The organism is Mesorhizobium sp. B4-1-3 (assembly GCF_006439355.1).
Taxonomy (GTDB): Bacteria; Pseudomonadota; Alphaproteobacteria; order Rhizobiales; family Rhizobiaceae; genus Mesorhizobium.
Genome location: NZ_VFTG01000001.1, coordinates 253,644 through 275,250, shown reverse-complemented (window position 1 = coordinate 275,250; position 21,607 = coordinate 253,644). Strand labels below are relative to the sequence as shown.

21 protein-coding genes are annotated in these 21,607 nt (G+C 63.6%); 20 read left to right on the top strand and 1 reads right to left on the bottom strand.

Annotation, left to right across the window (positions count from 1 at the left end; all coding sequences use genetic code 11):
• The first annotated feature begins 66 nt into the window (after positions 1-66).
• The 7 genes from FJW06_RS01295 (at position 67) to FJW06_RS29985 (ending at position 6,153) form a co-directional block, all read left to right on the top strand.
• Complete coding sequence (locus FJW06_RS01295; RefSeq protein ID WP_140746815.1) at positions 67-1,308, top strand: acyl-CoA dehydrogenase family protein; 1,242 nt, start codon at positions 67-69, stop codon at positions 1,306-1,308.
• A gap of 5 nt (positions 1,309-1,313) precedes the next feature.
• Positions 1,314-2,351, top strand: a complete 1,038-nt coding sequence (locus tag FJW06_RS01290) for a zinc-binding dehydrogenase (protein WP_140746812.1) — start codon at positions 1,314-1,316, stop codon at positions 2,349-2,351.
• 223 nt (positions 2,352-2,574) lie between these two features.
• Positions 2,575-3,741 carry a glycosyltransferase family 87 protein gene (locus tag FJW06_RS01285; protein ID WP_140746809.1) on the top strand — a complete coding sequence of 389 codons (1,167 nt, stop codon included), beginning with the start codon at positions 2,575-2,577 and terminating at the stop codon, positions 3,739-3,741.
• Entirely contained in the window at positions 3,734-4,702 is a 969-nt protein-coding gene (locus FJW06_RS01280; protein WP_140746806.1) for a glycosyltransferase family 2 protein, read from the top strand. The genes FJW06_RS01285 and FJW06_RS01280 overlap by 8 nt, the downstream gene beginning before the upstream one ends.
• Positions 4,699-5,520: a ChbG/HpnK family deacetylase gene (locus tag FJW06_RS01275; protein ID WP_140746803.1), complete on the top strand. Its 822-nt coding sequence runs from the start codon at positions 4,699-4,701 to the stop codon at positions 5,518-5,520. The genes FJW06_RS01280 and FJW06_RS01275 overlap by 4 nt, the downstream gene beginning before the upstream one ends.
• Positions 5,517-5,924, top strand: coding sequence for a GtrA family protein (locus FJW06_RS01270; RefSeq protein ID WP_140746800.1), 408 nt, complete (start codon positions 5,517-5,519; stop codon positions 5,922-5,924). The genes FJW06_RS01275 and FJW06_RS01270 overlap by 4 nt, the downstream gene beginning before the upstream one ends.
• 67 nt (positions 5,925-5,991) lie before the next feature.
• Positions 5,992-6,153: a hypothetical protein gene (locus FJW06_RS29985; RefSeq protein WP_181178103.1), complete on the top strand. Its 162-nt coding sequence runs from the start codon at positions 5,992-5,994 to the stop codon at positions 6,151-6,153.
• A gap of 147 nt (positions 6,154-6,300) precedes the next feature.
• Here FJW06_RS29985 and FJW06_RS01260 read toward each other — a convergent pair whose 3' ends face one another.
• Positions 6,301-7,125, bottom strand: a complete 825-nt coding sequence (locus tag FJW06_RS01260) for a MurR/RpiR family transcriptional regulator (RefSeq protein ID WP_140746794.1) — start codon at positions 7,123-7,125, stop codon at positions 6,301-6,303.
• Positions 7,126-7,271: 146 nt separating this feature from the next.
• Between FJW06_RS01260 and FJW06_RS01255 the strand changes: the two genes are divergently transcribed.
• The 13 genes from FJW06_RS01255 to FJW06_RS01195 all read left to right on the top strand — a co-directional run bounded on the left by FJW06_RS01255 (position 7,272) and on the right by FJW06_RS01195 (position 21,604).
• Positions 7,272-8,090 (top strand): N-formylglutamate amidohydrolase, encoded by an 819-nt coding sequence (locus FJW06_RS01255; RefSeq protein WP_140746791.1) that lies wholly within the window; start codon positions 7,272-7,274, stop codon positions 8,088-8,090.
• 20 nt (positions 8,091-8,110) lie between these two features.
• Positions 8,111-9,667 carry an amino acid permease gene (locus tag FJW06_RS01250; RefSeq protein WP_140746788.1) on the top strand — a complete coding sequence of 519 codons (1,557 nt, stop codon included), beginning with the start codon at positions 8,111-8,113 and terminating at the stop codon, positions 9,665-9,667.
• Positions 9,668-9,753: 86 nt separating this feature from the next.
• Positions 9,754-11,124 (top strand): glutamine synthetase family protein, encoded by a 1,371-nt coding sequence (locus FJW06_RS01245; protein ID WP_140746785.1) that lies wholly within the window; start codon positions 9,754-9,756, stop codon positions 11,122-11,124.
• 55 nt (positions 11,125-11,179) lie between these two features.
• Positions 11,180-11,662: a hypothetical protein gene (locus FJW06_RS01240; RefSeq protein ID WP_140746782.1), complete on the top strand. Its 483-nt coding sequence runs from the start codon at positions 11,180-11,182 to the stop codon at positions 11,660-11,662.
• Positions 11,659-12,075: a type II toxin-antitoxin system VapC family toxin gene (locus FJW06_RS01235; RefSeq protein WP_140746779.1), complete on the top strand. Its 417-nt coding sequence runs from the start codon at positions 11,659-11,661 to the stop codon at positions 12,073-12,075. The genes FJW06_RS01240 and FJW06_RS01235 overlap by 4 nt, the downstream gene beginning before the upstream one ends.
• A 14-nt stretch (positions 12,076-12,089) precedes the next feature.
• Positions 12,090-13,508, top strand: a complete 1,419-nt coding sequence (locus FJW06_RS01230) for an aldehyde dehydrogenase family protein (RefSeq protein WP_140746776.1) — start codon at positions 12,090-12,092, stop codon at positions 13,506-13,508.
• Between the two features lie 17 nt (positions 13,509-13,525).
• Positions 13,526-14,698 carry an iron-containing alcohol dehydrogenase gene (locus FJW06_RS01225; protein WP_140746770.1) on the top strand — a complete coding sequence of 391 codons (1,173 nt, stop codon included), beginning with the start codon at positions 13,526-13,528 and terminating at the stop codon, positions 14,696-14,698.
• A 245-nt stretch (positions 14,699-14,943) separates the two neighbouring features.
• Positions 14,944-16,050, top strand: a complete 1,107-nt coding sequence (locus FJW06_RS01220; RefSeq protein WP_140746767.1) for an ABC transporter substrate-binding protein — start codon at positions 14,944-14,946, stop codon at positions 16,048-16,050.
• Between the two features lie 61 nt (positions 16,051-16,111).
• Complete coding sequence (locus FJW06_RS01215) at positions 16,112-17,020, top strand: ABC transporter permease subunit (RefSeq protein WP_140746764.1); 909 nt, start codon at positions 16,112-16,114, stop codon at positions 17,018-17,020.
• Entirely contained in the window at positions 17,017-17,808 is a 792-nt protein-coding gene (locus FJW06_RS01210) for an ABC transporter permease (protein ID WP_140746761.1), read from the top strand. The genes FJW06_RS01215 and FJW06_RS01210 overlap by 4 nt, the downstream gene beginning before the upstream one ends.
• A 29-nt stretch (positions 17,809-17,837) precedes the next feature.
• Positions 17,838-18,902 (top strand): ABC transporter ATP-binding protein, encoded by a 1,065-nt coding sequence (locus FJW06_RS01205; RefSeq protein WP_140746758.1) that lies wholly within the window; start codon positions 17,838-17,840, stop codon positions 18,900-18,902.
• Positions 18,903-19,026: 124 nt separating this feature from the next.
• Entirely contained in the window at positions 19,027-20,577 is a 1,551-nt protein-coding gene (locus FJW06_RS01200) for a sodium:proton antiporter (RefSeq protein WP_140746755.1), read from the top strand.
• 109 nt (positions 20,578-20,686) lie between these two features.
• Positions 20,687-21,604, top strand: coding sequence for an endonuclease/exonuclease/phosphatase family protein (locus FJW06_RS01195; protein ID WP_140746752.1), 918 nt, complete (start codon positions 20,687-20,689; stop codon positions 21,602-21,604).
• The last annotated feature ends 3 nt before the right edge of the window (positions 21,605-21,607 follow it).

The window sequence follows — 21,607 nt, the reverse complement described above, 5'->3', positions numbered from 1 at the left end:
AAGGCTAGCCGAAGTACGGTCATCCTTGCCACGGGTAAAGATTTATCTTCGGAAAGGCTAAAGGCGATGGCGGACATGAATCTCGGCATGACCGAACGGCTGAAGCCGATCCACCAGCGCGTGGCGGCGATGGTGCGCGACGAGATCGCCCCGCTCGGCGAAGAGTTCCTCGCCGAAGTCGGCAAAGGCGGCGACCGTTGGGCCTATACGGCCAGGCAGACGGAAATCCTGGAAGGCTTGAAGAAGACGGCGCGCGAGCGCGGCCTGTGGAACTTCTGGCTGACCGGCTCCAAGCGCGGCTACGGCCTTTCCACCGTGGAATACGCCTATCTGGCGGAGGAAATGGGCAAGGCTCATCTCGGGGCCGAGACCTTCAACTGCTCGGCGCCCGATACCGGCAATATGGAGGTGCTGGAGCGTTATGGCTCGGAAGCGCATAAGCGGGACTGGCTGGAGCCGCTGCTCGAGGGACAAATCCGTTCGGCCTATCTGATGACCGAGCCGGACGTGGCGTCCTCAGACGCCACCAACATATCGATGCGCTGCGAGCGTCAGGGCAACGATTATGTCCTGAATGGCGAGAAATGGTGGGCATCGGGCGCCGGCGATCCGCGCTGCGCCATCTATATCGCCATGGTCAGGACCGGATCGGACGAGGAGCCGCAGCATCGCCGGCATTCAATGATCCTGGTGCCCTCCGACAGCAAGGGCATCACCAAATTGCGGCCGATGCAGGTCTATGGCGACGACGACGCGCCGCATGGGCATATGCATCTGAGATTCGACGATGTCCGGGTGCCGGCGGCGAATCTGATCCTCGGCGAGGGCAGGGGTTTCGAGATCGCGCAGGGACGGCTCGGCCCCGGCCGCATCCACCATTGCATGCGCGCCATCGGCCAGGCGGAGATGGCGCTGGAGATGCTGTGCCAGCGCTCGGTCCGGCGCGAGGCCTTCGGCCAGTCGCTGGCAAAGCTCGGCGCCAATTTCGACATCATCGCCGAGTGCCGCATGGAGATCGAGATGGCGCGGCTCTTGTGCCTCAAGGCCGCTTGGATGATCGACCAGGGAGACGCTCGTGCGGCCGCGCCCTGGATCAGCCAGATCAAGGTGGTGGCGCCTCGCATCGCGCTGAAGATCACCGACGAGGCGGTGCAGATGTTCGGCGCGCAAGGCATCAGCCAGGACACGCCGCTCGCCCGCTCCTGGACGCATCTGAGGACATTACGGCTCGCCGACGGGCCGGACGCCGTGCACCGGCGCCAGGTGGCTCGCACGGAACTGAAGAAATACACGCAGGAAAAGCTCTGACGGCCATGACGCTTCCATCGCAAATGCAGGGCCTGCTGCTTGTCGGCGACGGCTACACCAGGACGCCTTCGACGGCAGCGCTCGAAGCGATGGAGCCTTACCTCCAGCCCGGCACCATAGGCGTGCCGGCGCCTGGGCCGACCCAGGCGCTGATCAAGGTCAGCCTCGCTTCGATCAATCCGTCCGACATCGCCTTCATCAAGGGTCAGTACGGCCAGCCGCGGGTCAAGGGCCGGCCGGCGGGCTTCGAGGGGGTCGGCATTGTCGTCGCCACGGGGGACGACCCGTACGCAAAAAGCCTTGTGGGCAAGCGCGTCGCTTTCGCCACCGGCGTGTCGAACTGGGGCGCCTGGGCGGACTATGCCGTCGCCGAGGCGGCGTCCTGCATCCCGCTCATCGATACGGTGCGCGACGAGGATGGCGCGGCGATGATCGTCAATCCGCTGACGGCCTTGGCCATGTTCGACATCGTCAGGGAGGAAGGCGAAAAGGCTTTCATCATGACGGCCGGCGCCAGCCAGCTCTGCAAGCTGATCATCGGACTGGCGAAGGAGGCAGGTTTCCGGCCGATCGTCACGGTGCGCCGCGACGAGCAGATCCCGTTGTTGAAGGGGCTCGGCGCCGCCCATGTGCTCAACGAGAAGGCGGGGGATTTCGAGGTGGCGCTACGCGAGGCGATGAAGGCCGAGCAGCCGCGCATTTTCCTCGACGCCGTCACCGGCCCGTTGGCGTCCGCCATCTTCGCCGCCATGCCGAAACGTGCGCGCTGGATCGTCTATGGAAGGCTCGACGCCGAGCCGACGGTGATCCGCGAGCCCGGCCAACTGATCTTCCAGCACAAGCGCGTCGAGGGCTTCTGGCTGGCCGAATGGATGCGGCAATTCCGCGACAGGCTGGGCCCGGCGGTCCTGGAAGCGCAGAAGCGCTTTTCCGACGGACGTTGGTCGACCGACGTCACCGCGGTCGTGCCGCTGGCCGAGGCGATGGCGCGGCTACCGGCCGAGCTCGCCAAGCCCAACGGAAAGGTGTTCATCAAACCCTGAACAACCCGGCGGCCGATGGCAACGGGTCGGATCGGAGCCACCGCCTTCGAACACAAAGTCGTGATCGACGGTGGGGCGGCGGAAAAATGTCGCTGTTCCAACGTCCTTTCCATCGCGCCGGCTGCAGCTACACTCGGATGTTTCATTTCATTGTGATATCTGGCCGGCGCTTAAGGCCAAGCGGCGATGGGAAAGCCGTCCTGGCCGGAACGCGGGGTGCACTATGATGATAACCAAGCCGGTTTTCGACCGTTTGGGGTTTTGGCTATGGGTCGGGTCGTTTCTGGTCGTGCTCGGCCTAGTGCTATGGTCGCCCACCGCGCGTTCGGTGGTCCATATCTATGGACATGGCAGCGAAGCGTTTCTGAGCGGCCAGCCGCTGTATCAGGTCGAAGTCGCCATGGGATATCTCTACGCTCCCGCCTTCGCCGTCCTCTACGTTCCCCTGTTGAAGCTCGGGCCATATCTGAGCAATATTTTGTGGCACGTGCTGGGCTTCGGCGTCCTGACCCTTGCCGCGATGCGTCAGGTGCGCAAGCTTGGCGGCGAGGAGCAGACATGGCTGCTGTCCTTCGGCCTCTTCCTTGCCTTGCCGGTGTCGCTGGCGGCGCTTCGCAACGGCCAGGCGACGATCCTGCTCACCGGGGCTTGCTGGTTCCTCACGCTGTCGGCCCTCGAGGAGCGCCGGGCCGAAAGCTTCTTCTGGGCGACACTCGCGATCATTGCCAAGCCCACTGCGATCATCATGCTGTTTCTGGCGGGAGCGCTGCGTCCCAGGCTGATACCGGTGCTGGCGCTGGCGGTTCTTGTCGTGCTCGCCATCCCCTATGGCTTTGCGCCCACGGGCTATATCAACGCCCAGTACCACGATTTCTTCCGGATGCTGACTTCGATGGCGGTCGACCCAACCGGGCCCTTCGTCCCGGCCGACTTCACGGCGCCTTTCACGCGGCTTGGGGTGCCGATCCCTGAATCCGTGGCGACGATCGTGCGCGTCGTCGCCGGCTTGCTTACGCTTTGGGTGGTGCTTCAGTTCGACCGTCGACTGGACCCGAGCGCCAGCGGGCTCGCCATCTTCCTCACAGCGGCTTTTTACATGTGCGTCTTCAATCCGCGGGTCGAGCAGAACACCTATGTCATGGTGGCGGTGCCTGCCGGTCTCTCCATCGCCTTGCTTTGGCGGGAGAAGGGAGCGGGGGCCGTGCTCTGGTCACTGGCGGCGCTCCTCTTCGTCACCGGACTGACCAGCATCGATGGCCGGCTGCACGCTCTTTTCCACCCGTGGTTCCGGCCGATCAGCATCAGCATCGTCGCTTTGGTGCTCGTCGGCTGGTTCTGGACGCAAGATAGACGCAAGGCGCCTGCCGCCGGAGCCGTCGCGCATGGCTGAGATGCTCGACATCATTGCGCCGTTCTTCAACGAGGCCGAATCCGCCATCGCGTTTGTCGGGCTGCTCGAGAGGCTGGAAGCGGCCGTGGTGGAGCGCTTCGGCATGACGGTCCGCAAGATACTCGTTGATGACGGCAGCCGCGACGGCAGCGCCGAGACATTCGCCGCGGCATTGTCGGGCTCTTGGGAGATCGTGCGGCTGAGCCGCAATTTCGGTAAGGAAGCGGCTGTGCTCGCCGGCCTCGACCATTCGCGCGGCGACATGGTCCTGATCATGGACTCCGATCTCCAGCACTCCATGGACATCAGTCTCAAGATGATCGGCGAGCTGGTCGAGAACCCGCAGATAGACGTGGTCTATGCGCAGAACGATCGGCGCCAGGGGAGCTGGCGGCGCAGCCAGCTTGCGCGGCTGTTCTACAAGCTGATCAACAGCAGCCAGCGCTTCGATATCCCGGAAAATGCCGGAGACTTCCGCGTCATGCGCGGCGCGGTGGCGCGCGCCTTGACCAGCGTGCGCGACAAGCGGCGTTTCAACAAGGGGCTGTTCGCCTGGGCCGGCTTCCGCCAGAAAGCGGTGCTTTATTCGCCGGAAAACCGCGCCGGCGGCACGTCGAAATGGACCAGGTTCAACCTGATCGCGTTCTCGCTTGAAGGGTTCACCTCGTTTTCCGTGATCCCGCTGCGCGTCATCAGCCTTATCGGATTGCTGGCGGCATTCGCCGGTCTCGCCTATGGCGTGAAGGTGCTCTTCGAGGTCCTGTTCTACGGCATCGCCGTGCCTGGCTATCCCAGCATCATGGTAGCCGTCGTGCTTTTTGGCGGCCTCAACCTGGCGCTGCTCGGCCTGATCGGCGAATATGTCTGGGTCACGCTCAGCGAAAGCAAGGACCGGCCCGTCTACATCGTGCGCGACGTGCTGCAGGGCAATGCCGCCGAGCAGGTTGCTCCCAACAGATGACCAGATCGATCCGCCTGATCGCCGACGATTACGGCCTGGCCCCGGGGGTGTCGGGAGCGATCCTCGATCTCATCGAGCGCGGCCGTCTGACCGGGACCAGTTGCATGACCGGCTTTCCCGAATGGGAAGAGGCGGCGGCGCGCATCAGGCCGTTCCGCCGACGGGCGGCCATAGGACTGCACCTGACCCTCACCGATCAGATCGCCGCGACCGGTTCGTCCAGCCTGGCGCCGGAAGGAAAGTTGCCCGGGCTCGCCGCCCTTGCGCTGCCGGTGCGGCGCGGGCGCATCGACGAGCGGAACATTCATGCAGAGCTCGACGCGCAATATGACCGCTTCACCGAAGCGCTGGCTGGCCCGCCCGACCATATCGACGGACACCAGCATGTGCATTTTCTTCCCGTGGTACGGAATTGGTTGCTCGCTCGGTTTGCGGGGAGCACACGCAAGCCGGCGCTGCGCGGCGCGCCCGGGTTTCCCGGCCTGGATGCAGCGGCGGCCAAGATCGCGGCGATCGCCGCTCTGGCCGCCGGCTTCAACAGCACGATGCGACAGGCGGGCTTCAGCGTCATGATGCCGCTTTCCGGCATCTATGACTGGCGGCAGCCGGAGAAATTCGCCTCGACGCTGCGCGGCGCGGTCGACACCTTGCCGGAACAAGGTCTTTTCATGTGCCATCCGGGCCGTGTCGACGACATTTTGCGGGCGCGGGACCCGATGCAGGGCGCGCGCGAGGTCGAGTTCACGGTTCTGAGTTCCGAGGATTTCGGCGCCAGCCTCGAAGAGGCCGGAGCGCGCGTGATGGACGGCAAAGCATGAGCGCCGGCCAGCCGCAGCGTTCGACCGGCAACAAGATCGTCCGTTTCGCCTTGGTCGGGCTGGTCAACACCGGTATCGACCTCGTCGCCTTCTTCCTGCTGCTCAAGCTCGCGGTGCCGGCTTTGGCCGCCAATGTCTGTGCGTGGTTCGTCGCCGTGCTCTTCTCCTTCGTGGCGAACGGCTTCTGGTCGTTCGAACGGGATCCGAACATCCGGCTGCACCATTCCTTCCTGCGGTTCGTCTCGCTCGGAGCGCTGATTTCACTTGGCGTATCCAGCCTGTCGATCGCCGCCCTGGCCGGGACCGTCGGTGTGTGGCCGGCCAAGATCATCGGCGTCGTGATGGCGGCCGTGCTGAATTTTCTGGCGGCACGCTGGTCGATCGAAGGCCGGTTGCTGAGATAGTCTACTCGGCCGGCTCCGCCTCGATGTAGGCCGCTTCCTCAAGCTTGCGCTTCAGGCGCGCTTCCTCATGCGCCTTCGGCGTGACGAAGCGGCCGAGCAGGAGATAAGCAAGGAACAGGGTAGAGACGAATATGGATTGACGGTGACGGTTGCGTTCGCGCGGCCGGTGCCGATCGCCTGCAGCCTGTCCTTGACGGTGGCGGTGCCGCCGGCGAGGCGACGATGGTGACGACCTGGCCGGCGCGGTTGCGCCCGGACCCTACTATCAGCGGCTATGGCAATTATCACGCAAACCTGGACATTAAATCTCGGTAACGTGAAGTCCGAACGTGTTCGGACCTTGCCTTTTGCTGACGCCAACTCGCTTCGACGTAGGCTATCGCAAGCTCTCCAAGTCGCGGATGCGCTTGGCGCCGGCCGCTTCCAATTGCCTCGTCACGGCGCCGATCAGGGTTTCGGCGACAACGAATAGAGCGGCCGACGAATCCCAGGCCGAAGGCACGGCGGTGCGCCCGGCGATCACATGGCGGGCGAAGCGGGCGATCGGCGAAAGCCACTGGTCGGTGAAGAGAATGATCTGCACGCCGCGGTGATGCGCCTTCTCGGCGAAGCGGACGAGACTGTCCTGGTAGCGGCGGATGTCGAAGATCACCAGGACGTCGCGCTTGCCCATGTCGATCAGGCGGTCGCGCCAGATGCTCTCCTGGCCGGCAAGGTGATAGACATCCGGCTGGATGATGGCGAGATGGGCGGCCATGTAGCGCGCCAGCGGATCGGTGAAACGACCGCCGATGAGGAAGGTCTTGCCGCGCCGCTCGGCAAGCCGCGCGGCTATGTCGGCGAGCTGTTTGTCGCTAAGGTGGCGGAAGGTCTCGCGCATGTTGTCGAGCGTCGCCTCGAGCATCGGCGAAACGGCGCCGCCGGCCGAGCCTGGATCGAGCGTGCGCGAAGCCGGCGATTGCAATTGCGCCGCCAGCTCATCCTGCAGCGCCGACTGGAACTCGGGATAGTTCTGGAAGCCGAGCCTGGCGACGAAGCGCAGGATCGTCGGCGAGGACACGCCGGCTGCGGCCGAGAATTCGGCGACCGTCTTCAGCCCGGTCAGCGGATAGTTGGCGATCAGCGTCTGGGCGGCGCGGCGCTCGCCGGCCGGCATCGCGCCGATGCGGTCCGAGATCAGTTCGGCAATGCTGGAAATCATGGTTTTCCCCCGCCTGTTGACCCGCCGCCGCCGTTTTCCCGAATTCGCGTTTGACAAAGCCGTTTAAACTGTATGAAATCATTCACCGGGACGCAATGAGGCAAAATACGTAACATAAGATACAGCGCTCCCGAGGGGACGGCACTATGGAGAAAGCACGGCCTGCCACCCTTGCACCGTCGGAGACCGTTAGGGTGACCAACCCTGGCGGATCGAGCCCCTTCGTCTTCACCTGCGATCACGCCTCGAACTTTCTGCCCGCCGAATTCGGCACGCTCGGGCTGCCAATCGAAGGCCTTTCCCGCCACATCGCCTGGGATCCCGGCGCGCTTCCCGTTGCCAGCCGCATGGCCGAGGCGCTCGACGCCACCTTGGTCGAGACCCGTGTGTCGCGACTCGTCATCGACTGCAACAGGCCGCTCGACGCGCCCGACCTCGTGCCGCCGGTCAGCGAGACGACGGTCATTCCCGGCAATGCCGGTCTTTCCGACAAGCAGCGCGCCGCGCGCGTCGATTTAGCTTGGCACCCATTCCACGACACGATCGCTCAGATCGTCGAGCGGCGGCTGGCACACGGCCAAGAGACGCGTCTGGTGTCGGTGCACTCCTTCACGCCGGTCTACAAGGGCAAGAGCCGGCCATGGCATATCGGCATCATCCATGATGACGACCGCCGCCTGGCGAAGCCCTTGGTCGCGGCTTTGCGACGGCTTGCCGGCGTCACCGTCGGCGTCAACGAACCCTATTCCCCGGCCGACCGCGTCTATTTCACGCTGGAACGGCACGCGCGTTCGCGCGGCCTTGCCTGCGCGATGATCGAAATCCGCAACGACGAAATCGCCGGCGAGACCGGGCAGCGGAAATGGGCGGATCTGCTCACAGGCATATTTTCGAATCTGGAGCCCGAGGAGGCCAAGGGCTCCCGACGAAGCGCAATGGGAAAGTCAGTACAATCGGCCAGCTAAGAAATTAAGGGGACTTCCAAATGGCAGCAGACGACTATACCGAAGTCGATAAGGCGAAGGATATTCAGGTCCTTCACAGCATGGGCTACGCCCAGGAACTGGAGCGGCGCCTCAGCCGCTTTTCGAATTTCGCGGTTTCCTTCTCGATCATCTGCATCCTGTCCGGCGGCATCAACTCGCTGGCGCAGGCGACGTCGGGCGCCGGCGGCATCGGCATCGGCATCGGCTGGCTGGTCGGCTGTTTCGTGTCGCTCACCTTCGCGGTCGCCATGTCGCAGATCAGCTCGGCCTATCCGACGGCCGGCGGCCTCTATCACTGGGGCTCGATCCTCGGCAACCGCGGCACCGGCTGGGTGACGGCCTGGCTCAACCTGCTCGGCCTGATTACCGTGCTCGGCGCCATCAATGTCGGCACCTGGACCTTCTTCGTCGGCGCCTTCGGTCCGGCGCTCGGCATCGAGGGCACGCTGACCAACCAGATGATCTTCCTGGTCATCATCACCGGCGCCCAGGCGCTGATCAACCATCTCGGCATCAAACTAACGGCGAAGCTGACCGATTTCTCCGGCTATCTGATCTTCTTCGGATCGATCCTGATCGCGGTGGTTTGCCTGCTGTTTGCCCAAACCTGGGACTTCAGCCGCCTCTTCACCTTCCACAACTACTCCGGCGACGCCGGCGGCGGCGTGTGGCCGCAAGTGTCGAACGCCTGGGTCTTCGCACTCGGCCTGCTGCTGCCGATCTACACGATCACCGGCTATGACGCTTCCGCGCACACTTCGGAGGAAACCATCAAGGCGGCGTCTTCCGTACCGCGCGCGATGGTGATGTCGGTCATCTGGTCGGCGCTGTTCGGCTATCTGTTCCTGGCGGCCTTCGTGCTGATGATCCCGAACATGGACGACGCGGCCAAGCAGGGCTGGAACGTGTTCTTCTGGGCTTTCGACCAGCGCGTCCCGTCCGGCCTCAAGGAGTTCGTCTACCTGGTCGTGTTCCTGGCGCAGCTCCTGTGCGGCCTGGCGACCGTCACTTCCGCCTCGCGCATGATCTTCGCCTTCTCGCGTGACGGCGGCCTGCCCGGCTCGGCGGCGCTTGCCAAGGTCAGCCCGACCTACCGCACGCCGGTGGCGGCGATCTGGACCGCCTCGATACTGTCGGTGCTGTTCGTGTGGGGTTCGTCGGTGGTCTCGGTCGCCGGCACCTCGGCCTATACGATCGTGGTGTCCTGCACCGTCATCTTCCTGTTCCTCTCCTTCACCGTGCCGATCGTGCTCGGCATGATGGCCTGGGGAACGCCGAAGTGGGACAAGATGGGTCCGTGGAACATGGGGCGCGGCATCTTCATGCTGTTCGCCTTCCTGTCGATCGTGTCGATGATCCTGATCTTCGTCATCGGCATCCAGCCGCCGAACGACTGGGCGCTCTACATCACCGTCGGTTTCTTCATCCTGACGGCGATCGTCTGGTTCGCCTTCGAGCGCAACCGCTTCCAGGGCCCGCCGCTCGGCGACATCATCGCGGCTCGCCAGGCGGCGATCAAGGCGGCCGAACAGGCGGTCGGCGAGACCGGCCACTGAGACTTCGCTTCACGGCTATGGCCGGCGCAATGCCGGCCATGGTCTCGTTTCTCCCTTAAATCGACAAGCACTGGAGCGCCAAAGGAATGGCCGGGAATTTCTCGTTCGATCAGTTGAAGAAAGCGGTCTCCAGCGGCGAGATCGACACGGTGCTGGCCTGCATCGTCGACATGCAGGGCCGGCTCGCGGGAAAGCGCTTCCTGGCTCAGTATTTCGTCGATTCCGCGCATGGCGAGACCCATGGCTGCAACTATCTGCTCGCCTGCGACATCGATATGGAGCCGGTGCCGGGCTACAGGGCGGCGAGCTGGTCGAAGGGCTATGGCGATTTCGTCATGAAGCCGGACCTGTCGACGCTGCGGCGCATTCCGTGGCTGGAAAAAACGGCGCTGGTCATCTGCGATGTGCTCGACCACCACACGCATGACGATCTCGCGCATTCGCCCCGAGCCATCCTCAAGAAGCAGGTGCAGCGGCTCAAGGAGCGCGGCTACATAGGCTATTTCGCCTCCGAGCTCGAATTCTACCTGTTCAGCGAGACCTACGAATCCGCCCGCAAGAAGCGCTGGCAGGGGCTCGACAGCGCCTCGCCCTATATCGGCGACTACCAGATCGGCATCACCACCAAGGAAGAAGGCGTCATGCGCCGGCTTCGCAACGAGATGGAGGCCGCCGGCATCCCGATCGAGAACTCCAAGGGCGAGTGGGGTCCAGGGCAGGAAGAGATCAATGTGCGCTATGCCGAAGCGCTCGACATGGCCGACCGCCACGTCATCCTGAAGAACGGCGCCAAGGAGATCGCCGATTCCGAGGGCAAGGCCATCTCCTTCATGGCCAAGTACAATTACGGCCTCGCCGGCAATTCGAGCCACATCCACAATTCGCTGTGGAGCGCCGACGGCAGGACGCCGCTGTTCTTCGACAAGAAGGCTGATTGGACGCTGTCCAGTCTCGGCCAGCAATGGGCGGCCGGCCAGCTCAAATACGCCAAGGAGTTCACCTGGTTCCTGGCGCCCTACATCAATTCCTACAAGCGCTTCCAGGCCGGCACCTTCGCGCCGACCAAGATCATGTGGAGCGAGGACAACCGCACCGCCGGCTTCCGGCTGTGCGGCGAGGGCACGAAAGGTATCCGCATGGAGTGCCGCATCGGCGGCGCCGACCTCAATCCGTATCTCGCCTTCGCAGCGCTGATCGCGTCGGGCCTAGCCGGCATCGACGAGAAGCTGGAGCTGCAAAAGCCCTTCGTCGGCGACGCCTATCAGGCCTCGCGTCTGCCCGAGATCCCGAAGACCTTGCGCGACGCCACCGAGACCTTGGCGAGGTCGAAGATGCTGAAGCAGGCCTTCGGCGAGGAGGTGATCGAGCATTATGTGCACACCGCCCGCTGGGAACAGTTCGAATATGACCGCCGCATTACGGATTGGGAGCTGCATCGGGGCTTCGAGCGGTACTAGAAAGGTAGTAGTATACTATAGCTACCTTGACTCGGAACGGCGACCAAACTAATCGTTGCAGATGACGGAAGGAACCAAATACCACCCGCTGTTCGAGCATCTGCTGTTCTCAGGCCAAGGCCATCTGACGATGAGTTTTGCCGAGATCGAGGAGGTGATCGGCGCTCGTTTGCCGCCGTCGGCGCGGCAGCGCGAGGAGTGGTGGGCAAATAGCCCAAGCGGTCATAGCCAGGCGCGCGCCTGGATGCGCGCCAGCTATCGAGCATCGCGCATAGACCTTGCGAATGAGCAGGTGGACTTCAGTTTGGAAGGATGGTCGGAGGCTTATCGAAAATTCGACATGGATGCACTTGTCGAACGGCGCCGGGGAATGGCTGAGGCAGCGCAGGCGGACTATGAGTTGCTGCAGGACGCAAGGTCCGGGCCCGTACCGGCGGATGCGGACCATCCGCTTTTCGGCATATGGGTGGGCAAGGTCACCCTTAGCCTAGACCATGACTATACCAAGCCGGCCTTTGAGCCAGACTTGCCGCTGTGAACCCCAGGCTGCTGCTCGACACTTGCGCGATCATCTGGATAGCGCTGGACCAGCCGATCAGGCCGGAAGCGCGGATTGCCTTGAGGGCCGCCTTGGCGGCTGATGAAAAGGTTCGGGTTTCGCCCATTTCGGCTTGGGAGTTGGGTCTGTTGTGCGCGAGAGGCCGCTTGGCGGCGGCGAGGTCGCCGACGAGCATTTTTGGGGATGTGATCGCCACCGCGGGCGTTAAGGTTGAGGCCCTCTCGCCCGAGGTGCTGATCGAATCGTCCTTCCTGCCAGGGTCGCTTCACAGCGATCCGGCGGATCGGATATTGATTGCGACGGCCCGCGCGTTCGATTTAACGCTCGTGACGCGCGACCAGTTGATACTGGACTATGCAAGATCGGGCCACGTCCGCGCCCTTGCCTGCTGACACTTTGCTGCCGAATGCTGTGCCCTGCCGTATATGGAGACATCCTCTTGGAAACCGTAAAACTCAAATCCCCCATCGACGGCTCGATCTATGCCGAACGGCCGGTCGCGAGCGACCAGGCGATCAATGCGGCGGTCGAGCGCGCCAGGGCGGCGCAGGAGAAGTGGGCCGAGACGCCGGTCGTCGAGCGCGGCAAATACATGCTGGCGATGCTTGAGGCGCTGGTCGCCATGACCGACGAGATCGTGCCCGAGATCGCCTGGCAGATGGGGCGGCCGGTGCGCTATGGCGGCGAGTTCGGCGGCGTCAAGGAACGCACCAACTACATGGTGGAGATCGCCGAGCAGGCATTGAAGCCGGTCATGGCCTCCAATCCGAAGGACGGTTTCCGACGCTATGTGAAGAAGGTGCCGCTCGGGGTCGTGCTGGTGATCGCGCCGTGGAACTATCCCTATCTCACGGCGGTCAACACCATCGTGCCGGCGCTGATGGCGGGCAGCGCCGTCATCCTCAAGCATGCCGCGCAGACGCTGCTGGTCGGCGAGCGCTTCCAACAGGCTTTCGACAAGGCCGGCCTGCCCAAAGGCCTGTTCCAGAACCTCGTCATGAACCATGCCCAGACCGAGAAGCTGCTCGGCTCCGGCAAGATCGACCATGTCAACTTCACCGGCTCGGTCGGCGGCGGCCGCGCCATCGAAAAGGCGGCGGCCGGCACCTTCATGACGCTCGGCCTCGAACTCGGCGGCAAGGACCCGGCCTATGTGCTGCCCGACGCCAAGCTGGACCACGCAGTCGCCAATCTGGTCGACGGCGCCTTCTACAATTCGGGCCAATGCTGCTGCGGCATCGAGCGCGTCTATGTGCATGAGAAGGTCTATGACGAGTTCGTCGAAGGTTTCATCGCAGAGACCAAGAACTACGTCGTCGGCAATCCGCTGGAGCAGGCGACGACGCTGGGACCGATGGCGCAGGCGCGCTTCGCCGACCTGATCCGCGAGCAGAAGGCCGAGGCGCTGCGCAAGGGCGCGACCGCGCATATCAACATGAAGGTCGAAAACGACAAGCCGGGCTCGCCCTATCTGGCGCCGGAAGTGCTGACCAATGTCGATCACCAGATGAGCGTCATGCGCGAGGAAAGTTTCGGCCCGATCGTCGGCATCATGAAGGTGCGCAACGACGAGGAAGCGATCGCGCTGATGAACGACAGCCCCTACGGGCTGACGGCCTCGATCTGGACGCGCGACACCGAGCGCGCGATAGCCATCGGCGACCGCGTCGAGACCGGCACCGTGTTCATGAACCGCTGCGACTATCTTGATCCGGCGCTGGTCTGGACCGGCGTCAAGGACACCGGCAAGGGCGCGGCGCTCTCGGCCATCGGCTACGACAATCTGACCCGGCCGAAATCCTATCACCTGCGCGAAACGATCTGACCTTTCGAAAGACAAAAATGTCCAAGCTCATCTCCAAATGGAACTACCCCACCACCGTCCGTTTCGGCGCCGGCCGCATCAAGGAATTGCCGGATGCGCTGGCTGCCGCCGGCATCAAGCGCCCGCTGTTCGTCACCGATCCGGGCCTGGCGAAACTGCCGGTCGTCGCTTCGACGCTGAAGATCCTCGACGACGCCAAGGTTCCCTATGGCGTGTTTTCGGAGGTGAAGCCGAACCCGGTCGAGTCCAACCTCACCGCCGGCATCGCCGTGTTCAGGAAGGGCAAGCATGACGGCGTCATTGCCTTCGGCGGCGGCTCGGCGCTCGACCTCGGCAAGCTGATCGCCTTCCAGGCCGGGCAGACACGGCCCGTGTGGGATTTCGAGGATATCGGCGACTGGTGGACCAGGGCCAATTCCGATGCGATTGCGCCGATCATCGCCGTGCCGACAACGGCGGGCACCGGCTCGGAAGTCGGCCGCGCCGGCGTCATCACCAATGAGGAGACCCACACCAAGAAGGTCATCTTCCATCCGAAGCTTCTGCCGGCGATCGTCATTGCCGATCCGGAGCTGTCGGTCGGCATGCCGGCCTTCATCACCGCCGGCACCGGCATGGACGCGCTTGCGCATTGCCTCGAGGCCTATTGCGCGCCTGGCTACCATCCGATGGCCGACGGCATCGCGGTGGAAGGCATAAGGCTGGTGTTCGAGAACCTGCCCAAGGCCTTCGCCAACGGCAAGGACCTGGTGGCCCGCGCCCATATGATGAGCGCCGCCGCCATGGGTGCTGCCGCCTTCCAGAAGGGGCTTGGCGCCATCCATTCGCTGTCGCATCCGATCGGCGCGCTCTACGATACTCATCACGGCATGACCAATGCCGTCTTCATGCCCTATGTGCTCGCCTTCAATCGCGAGGCGATCGAGGACCGTATCGCCAGGCTCGCCGCCTATTGCGGCATAAAGGGCGGCTTCGACGGCTTCGCCAAGGCCATCATCAAGCTGCGCAAAGAGCTCAAGGTGCCGCACGCGCTGCCCGGCCTGATCAAGGGGCTCGACATGGACAAGAAGCGCAAGACCCTGATCGCCGACATGGCGGTGGTCGATCCGACGGCTGGAGGCAACCCCGTGAAGCTCACCAAGAAAGCAGCGCTGACGCTGCTCGAAAACGCAATTGCCGGCTCCGTATGAGAGCCGGCTTTCAACGCCGAAGAGTTGAAGAAGGGGCGACCAGCTGGAGGAGGAGCGGGGCAAAAAACAAGGCAGCTAACCATTAGCCGGAAAATTAAGCGCGGGCTAATTGCTACGGTCCGTTAAAAAGAGTTAACTTTTTGTGCCGCGGGGCTCCGGTTTCAAAAAGCCTTCATCTGGCTGTCACAGGAAAACGATACCCGCATCGCAGGCGCTTAAACGCGCCAGTTCAACGGAGAGAACACATGTTCAAGTTCACGGGGAAAGTGCTTTCCCTCTCGGCCGCGGCGCTCTTTGCGTCGACGATGATTTCGGCTGCGGATTCGCTGGACGATCTCGTCAAGGCCGCGAAGGCTGAAGGCCAGCTCACCACGATTGCGCTTCCGCATGACTGGTGCGGCTACGGGGCAGTGATCGACGCTTTCAAGGCTAAGTATCCAGGAATCACCGTCAACGAACTCAACCCCGACGCCGGCTCGGGCGACGAGGTCGAGGCGATCAAGGCCAACAAGGACAACAAGGGCCCGCAGGCGCCCGACGTCATCGACGTCGGCCTGGCTTTCGGCCCCTCGGCCAAGAAAGACGGGCTGATCCAGCCTTACAAGGTCTCGACCTGGGATTCGATCCCGGACAGCGCCAAGGATGCCGACGGCGCCTGGTATGGCGACTATTACGGTGTGCTGTCGTTCATGGTGAACAAGGATCTGGTCAAGAACGTTCCGACGGACTGGGCCGATCTGCTGAAGCCTGAATACGCCAACTCGGTAGCTCTCGCCGGCGATCCGCGTGCGTCGAACCAGGCGATCCAGGCCGTGCATGCCGCTGGCCTTTCGACCGGTGCCGCCGCTGGCAAGGCCGCCGGCGAAGCCGGCCTCGACTTCTTCAAGAAGCTCAACGCCGCCGGTAATTTCGTTCCGGTCATCGGCAAGCCGGCGACGCTGGCGCAGGGCCAGACCCCGATCCTGATCAACTGGGATTACAACAACCTGTCGGGCCGCGATACGCTGAACGGCAATCCGCCGACCGACATCGTCATCCCGAAGACCGGTGTCGTCGCCGGCGTGTACGTGCAGGCGATCAGCGCCTACGCGCCGCACCCGAACGCCGCCAAGTTGTGGATGGAATACCTGTATTCCGACGAAGGCCAGATCGGCTGGCTCAAGGGTTATTGCCACCCGATCCGCTTCAACGACCTCGCCAAGAACGGCAAGGTTCCGCAGGAGTTGCTCGACAAGCTGCCGCCGGCAGACGCCTATGCCAAGGCCGTGTTCCCGTCGCTCGACGAGCAGGGCGCTGCCAAGGAAGAGATCACCAAGGGCTGGGACTCGGTCGTCGGCGCCAACGTCAAGTAAGTCCATGCTTTTCCGGGCGGCCTTGCGCCGCCCGGATTCCCATTGTTGAAGGCAGTCAGGCATGACCGATATCAGCCTTTCAGGATCGTCTGCCGCCGGCAAGACCATTCCGCCTGCGGCGCGCGCGATGCGCCTGCCCACGCAATGGCTGGGCGTCGCGCCTTTCATCATCTTCGCGCTGATGTTCCTGATCCTGCCGACACTCTATCTCATCATCGGCGCGTTCCAGAACGCCGACGGTGCCTTCACGCTGCAGAACATCGCCGATCTCGCGCAGCCGACCATCGTCGCCGCCTACTGGATCTCGATCAAGGTTTCCGTCGCCTCGTCGCTGCTTGGCGCCTTCATCGGCCTCGCCATCGCCATCGCCATCGTGCGCGGCGGCCTGCCCAACTGGACGCGTTCGGCAGCGCTCACCTTCTCGGGCGTGGCATCGCAGTTTGCCGGCGTGCCGCTGGCCTTCGCGTTCCTGGCGACGCTCGGCCGCCTCGGCTTGCTCACAGTGCTTTTGCGCTCGATCGGCTTCGACCTCTATCAGCACGGCTTTAACGTGCTGTCCTTCTGGGGGCTGACGCTGACCTACCTCTATTTCCAGATACCGTTGATGGTCGTCATCATCGTGCCGGCGATCGACGGCCTGAAGAAGGAGTGGGGCGAGGCCGCCGCCACGCTCGGCGCCACCCAGTGGCAGTACTGGCGCATGGTCGTCATCCCTGTCCTGTGGCCGAGCTTCCTCGGCACCTTCATCCTGCTTTTCGCCAATGCCTTCGGCGCCATCGCAACCGCCTACGCGCTGACCGGCTCGTCGCTCAACATCGTGCCTATCGTGCTCTATGCGCAGATTCGCGGCGACGTGCTGCACAACGCAAATCTCGGCTATGCGATTGCCTTCGGCATGATCTTCATCACCGGCCTCGCCAATGTCTTCTACATCTGGTTCCGGACCCGTTCGGAGAGGTGGCTCAAATGAAGTCGGGTAAGTTCTGGGCCTGGGTCACGTTCGTCCTGGGCGCCGCCTATTTCTTCATTCCGCTGATCGCGACGCTGGAATTCTCCATGCGCATGAAGCGCGGCGAATATTCCTTTGAGGCGTACCGGGTCGTGCTTGGCGATGCGCGCTTCCAGGAATCCTTCACCTTCTCGGTGGTGGCCGCCATCTTCACCATCATCCTGGGCGTGCTTCTGGTGGTGCCCACCGCCTACTGGATCCGGCTTCGCCTGCCCCAGCTCAGGCCGGTCGTCGAATTCGTCACGCTCCTGCCGCTGGTCATCCCCGCCATCGTCATCGTGTTCGGCTACATCCGCATGTACGGCTCGAACTCGCCGCTGCCGTTCCTCGCCAGCGGCTTCGGCACCAATGCGCTGCTCGTCATCGGCTATGCGACGCTGGCGCTGCCTTACATGTACCGGGCCGTCGATACCGGGCTTCGCACCATCGATGTCAGGACGCTCACCGAAGCGGCGCAGATCCTCGGCGCCGGCTGGACGACGATCATCGGACGCGTGATCCTGCCCAACGTGCTGATCGCCGTGCTGTCCGGCGCCTTCCTGACCTTTGCCATCGTCATCGGCGAGTTCACCGTGGCCAGCCTGCTCAACCGGCCGGCCTTCGGTCCGTATCTGCAGAATATGGGCGCCAACCGTGCCTACGAGCCGGCGGCACTTGCCATCATCGCCTTCGCCATCACCTGGGGCTGTATGTCGCTGATCCAGGTCCTGTCCCGCTTCGCGCCGAAATCGGCGAGCCGCCCGAATTGAGCGAAAAATACCGATCGGAAGAAAAAGCCATGGCCGAGCCATTCCTCTCCATCCAGCATGTGCGAAAGTCCTTTGGCGCCAACACCGTGGTGCAGGATTTTAGCCTCGACGTCGAGCCTGGCGAGTTCGTCTCCTTCCTCGGCCCGTCCGGTTGCGGCAAGACGACGGTGCTACGCATGGTCGCCGGTTTCGAGGAGCCTTCGGCCGGCAAGATCGTGGTCGGCGGCAAGGACATCACCAGGCTGAAGCCTAACCAGCGCAATGTCGGCATGGTGTTCCAGGCCTATGCGCTGTTCCCGAACCTGACGGTGGCGCAGAACATCGCCTTTGGCCTCAAGGTGGCCGGCATGTCGAAGCAGGACACAGACAGGCGCGTCGCCGAGATGCTCGAGATGATCAAGCTGCCGCAGATGGCCGATCGCTATCCCTACCAGCTGTCCGGCGGCCAGCAGCAGCGTATCGCGTTGGCGCGCGCCATCGCGCCGAAGCCGAAGCTCTTGCTGCTCGACGAGCCGCTGTCGGCGCTCGACGCCAAGGTGCGCGTGTCGCTGCGCGAGGAGATCCGCTCGATCCAGAAGAAGCTCGGCATCACCACCATCTTCGTCACGCATGACCAGGAAGAGGCGCTGTCGATCTCCGACCGCATCGCGGTGATGTATGGCGGCAAGGCCGAGCAGGTCGGCACGCCGTTCGAGATCTACAACCGCCCGGCCACCAAATTCGTCGCCAATTTCGTCGGCACGCTCAACGTGCTGGAAGGCAAGGTCACCGACGCGGCCACGGGCAAGGTGCAGGTCAACGCCCAGGAAGTCTCGCTCAAGGGCAAGCTCAACGGCTCGAAGTCCGGCGATACGCTGTCGCTGGCGCTGCGCCCGGAAGCGATCTCGCTGGCGCGCCAGCCCGGCCACGACACCAGCCTGTCGGGCGAGATCGCCGAAGTGCATTTCCTGGGCTCGGTCATCCGCGTGCGCGTCGGCATCGGCGACAACACGGTGTCGCTCGACACCTTCAACAACTCGACCACGCCACCGCCGGTCGTTGGGGACAAGGCGGACATCTCCTTCTCGTCCGGCGACATGCTGGTATTGCATTAGAGAAATAGCGGATGGCGAATAATAGATGGTGAGTGGCGATCGGCACTTTACGTGCTCGAAATCTTCCGATGATGACCATTCACTTTTCAGTGCCAAACACCTGGCTCCATCGCTACGATGAGCCATGGCCCTCTTCGAGCTCACCCTCATCCTGCTTCTGATTGCTGTCGCGCTGACGGCGCTGTCGCGGAGGCTGGAGGTTCCCTATCCTTCATTGCTGGCGCTTGCGGGCGTTGCGCTGGCCTTCGTGCCGGGCGCGCCGGTGATCGAGATCGATCCGGAACTTGCGCTGGCGCTGTTCATCGCGCCGGTGCTTCTCGATGCCGCCTATGACACCTCGCTGCGCGACCTGAAGCGGTACCGGCTGTCGCTGGTGCTCCTGGCGCTCGGCGCCGTCGCCTTCACCACCGTGGTGGTTGCGTTCGTGGGCTGGAAAATGGCTGGGCTGCCGATCGCGGCGGCGATCGCGCTGGGCGCCATCGTTGCGCCGCCGGACGCGGTGGCGGCAAGCGCAGTGCTCAGTCAGTTCAAGGTGCCGCACCGCCTCACCGCGATCCTGCAGGGCGAGAGCCTGCTCAACGACGCCACGGCGCTGTTGATCTACCGGATCGCGGTTTCCGCGGCCATCGGCTCGCTCATGCTAAAGGACGCGGTGCCCGTCATCCTGCTTGCGACGGTCGGCAGCGTCGTCGCGGGCTACCTGTTCGGCCGGGTGTCGCTGCTCACGCTGACGCGCATCGAGGATGCGGCAAGCAGCACCGTGGTGCAGTTCGCCGGAACCTTCGCCGTCTGGATCATTGCCGACAAGCTCGGCCTTTCCGCCATCATCACCATCGTCGTCTATGCCATCACCATCGCGCGCACCGCACCGCGCCGGATGTCGGCGAGACGCCGCGTCAGCACCTATTCGGTCTGGGAATCGGCGGTGTTCGTGCTCAACGTGCTGGCTTTCGTCCTGATGGGCCTGCAGGCGCGGTCGATCGTTGGCAGGCTCTCCGGCGACGGGCAAGGCGGGGCCTTTCTCTTCGCCGCGACCGTGCTGGCTGTCGTCATTGTGGCACGTCTCGTCTGGGTGATGGGTTACGTTGCGGTGATAAGGCAGTTCACACCCTTCGACGGCCAAGGGCAGAAGCGGGATGCGCCGACATTTCGCGGTGCGGTGCTTGTCGGCTGGTGCGGCATGCGCGGGCTGGTGACGCTGGTGGTGGCGATCGCGTTGCCCGCCAACTTTCCGGGCCGCGACCCGATCGTGCTGGCGGCCTTCGCCGTCGTCCTCGGAACGCTTGTGCTGCAGGGCATGAGCCTGAAGCCGCTGCTGCGCCGGCTCAACTTCGAGCGGGACACCTCGATCGACCGCGAGGTGGCCGAGGCGCGGGTGGCCATCATGCAGGCCGCGCTCGACGTGCTGAGCCGCAAGACCTCGTCCGCTGCCGCGGTCGTGCGCGAACAATACGAGGCGCAACGCCGGATCGCCGAAAACCCCGACGACGCGCAAGCCGCGACGGAATACGACCGGTTGCGTCTTTACGCCATCAAACGGCAGCGGGACACGCTGGAGGAACTGCGCAGCAACGGCACGATCGGCGACGAGGCCTATCATCGGCTGGAAGAGGAGATCGACTGGTCGGAACTGGCGGCGGCTCCCGCCGGAAGCTTCCAGCCGCTTACGACCTGATAGGCCGTTTCGCCGACTCTCGGCTGGACCATTTCGCCTGCCTGCGCGGCACATTGCAACGTCACGGGTGGCACGCTACTGCGAACTTCGGAAGTGAGCCGGTTAATCAATGAAGCTGATCAGCTACAACATCCAATACGGCTTCGGCAGCGATGGGCGCTACGATCTTTCCCGCGCCGCCAGGCTGGTGGACGGCGCCGACATCATCGCGTTGCAGGAGGTCGAGCGGCATTGGCGGCGCACCAATGAGGACGACCAGCCCGAGATCCTGTCGAGCTTGCTGCCTGACTATTACCGGGTCTACGGCCCGGCTTTCGACATGGATGCCAGCGAGAAGCGCGGCGGCCGCGTCGTCAACCTTAGGCGGCAGTTCGGCACGATGGTGCTGTCGAAGCTGCCGATCGTCTGGTCTCGCCTGCACACGCTGCCGCTCAAGCGAACGCTCAGGCCTCTCAACACGCGCAACGCTGCACTCGAATGCATGATCCGCACGCCGGCGGGACCGGTGCGGGTGCTTTCCCTGCATCTGGCGCATATCGCGGCCGAGGAGCGGCTGGAGCAGATCGATTATCTCAATGCCGAGCATCGCCGCGCGCCATCCGAGGGCGGCCCCTGGAGCGGTGTCGACGACGAGCCGCAGCGCAACTGGTCGAACGGCCAACCGGAGCCTGAAAACCCGGTGGCGGCGATTTGGCTGGGCGATTTCAACATGGAGCCGGGCAGCGCCGAATACCGGCGCATCGTCGGCAATACCCCCTACCATCGGGGGGCCGCCTATATAGACGGATTCGTTGATGCCGCTTCCGTCGCCACCGAGTCGGGACCGGACTTCCATACGCACGAAAAGATCATCGACGGCAGTCTGGCCAAACGACGGCTCGACCATTGTTTCGTCGGCGGCATGCTGGCCGGGCGCGTGCGTTCGGTCAGCGCCGATATCGGCGAAGTGGCTTCCGACCATTTCCCGCTTCGAGTCGATATCGATCTGGAAACGCCAGGTATCGGCTCAGACTTGACGGGCAGGTGAGGC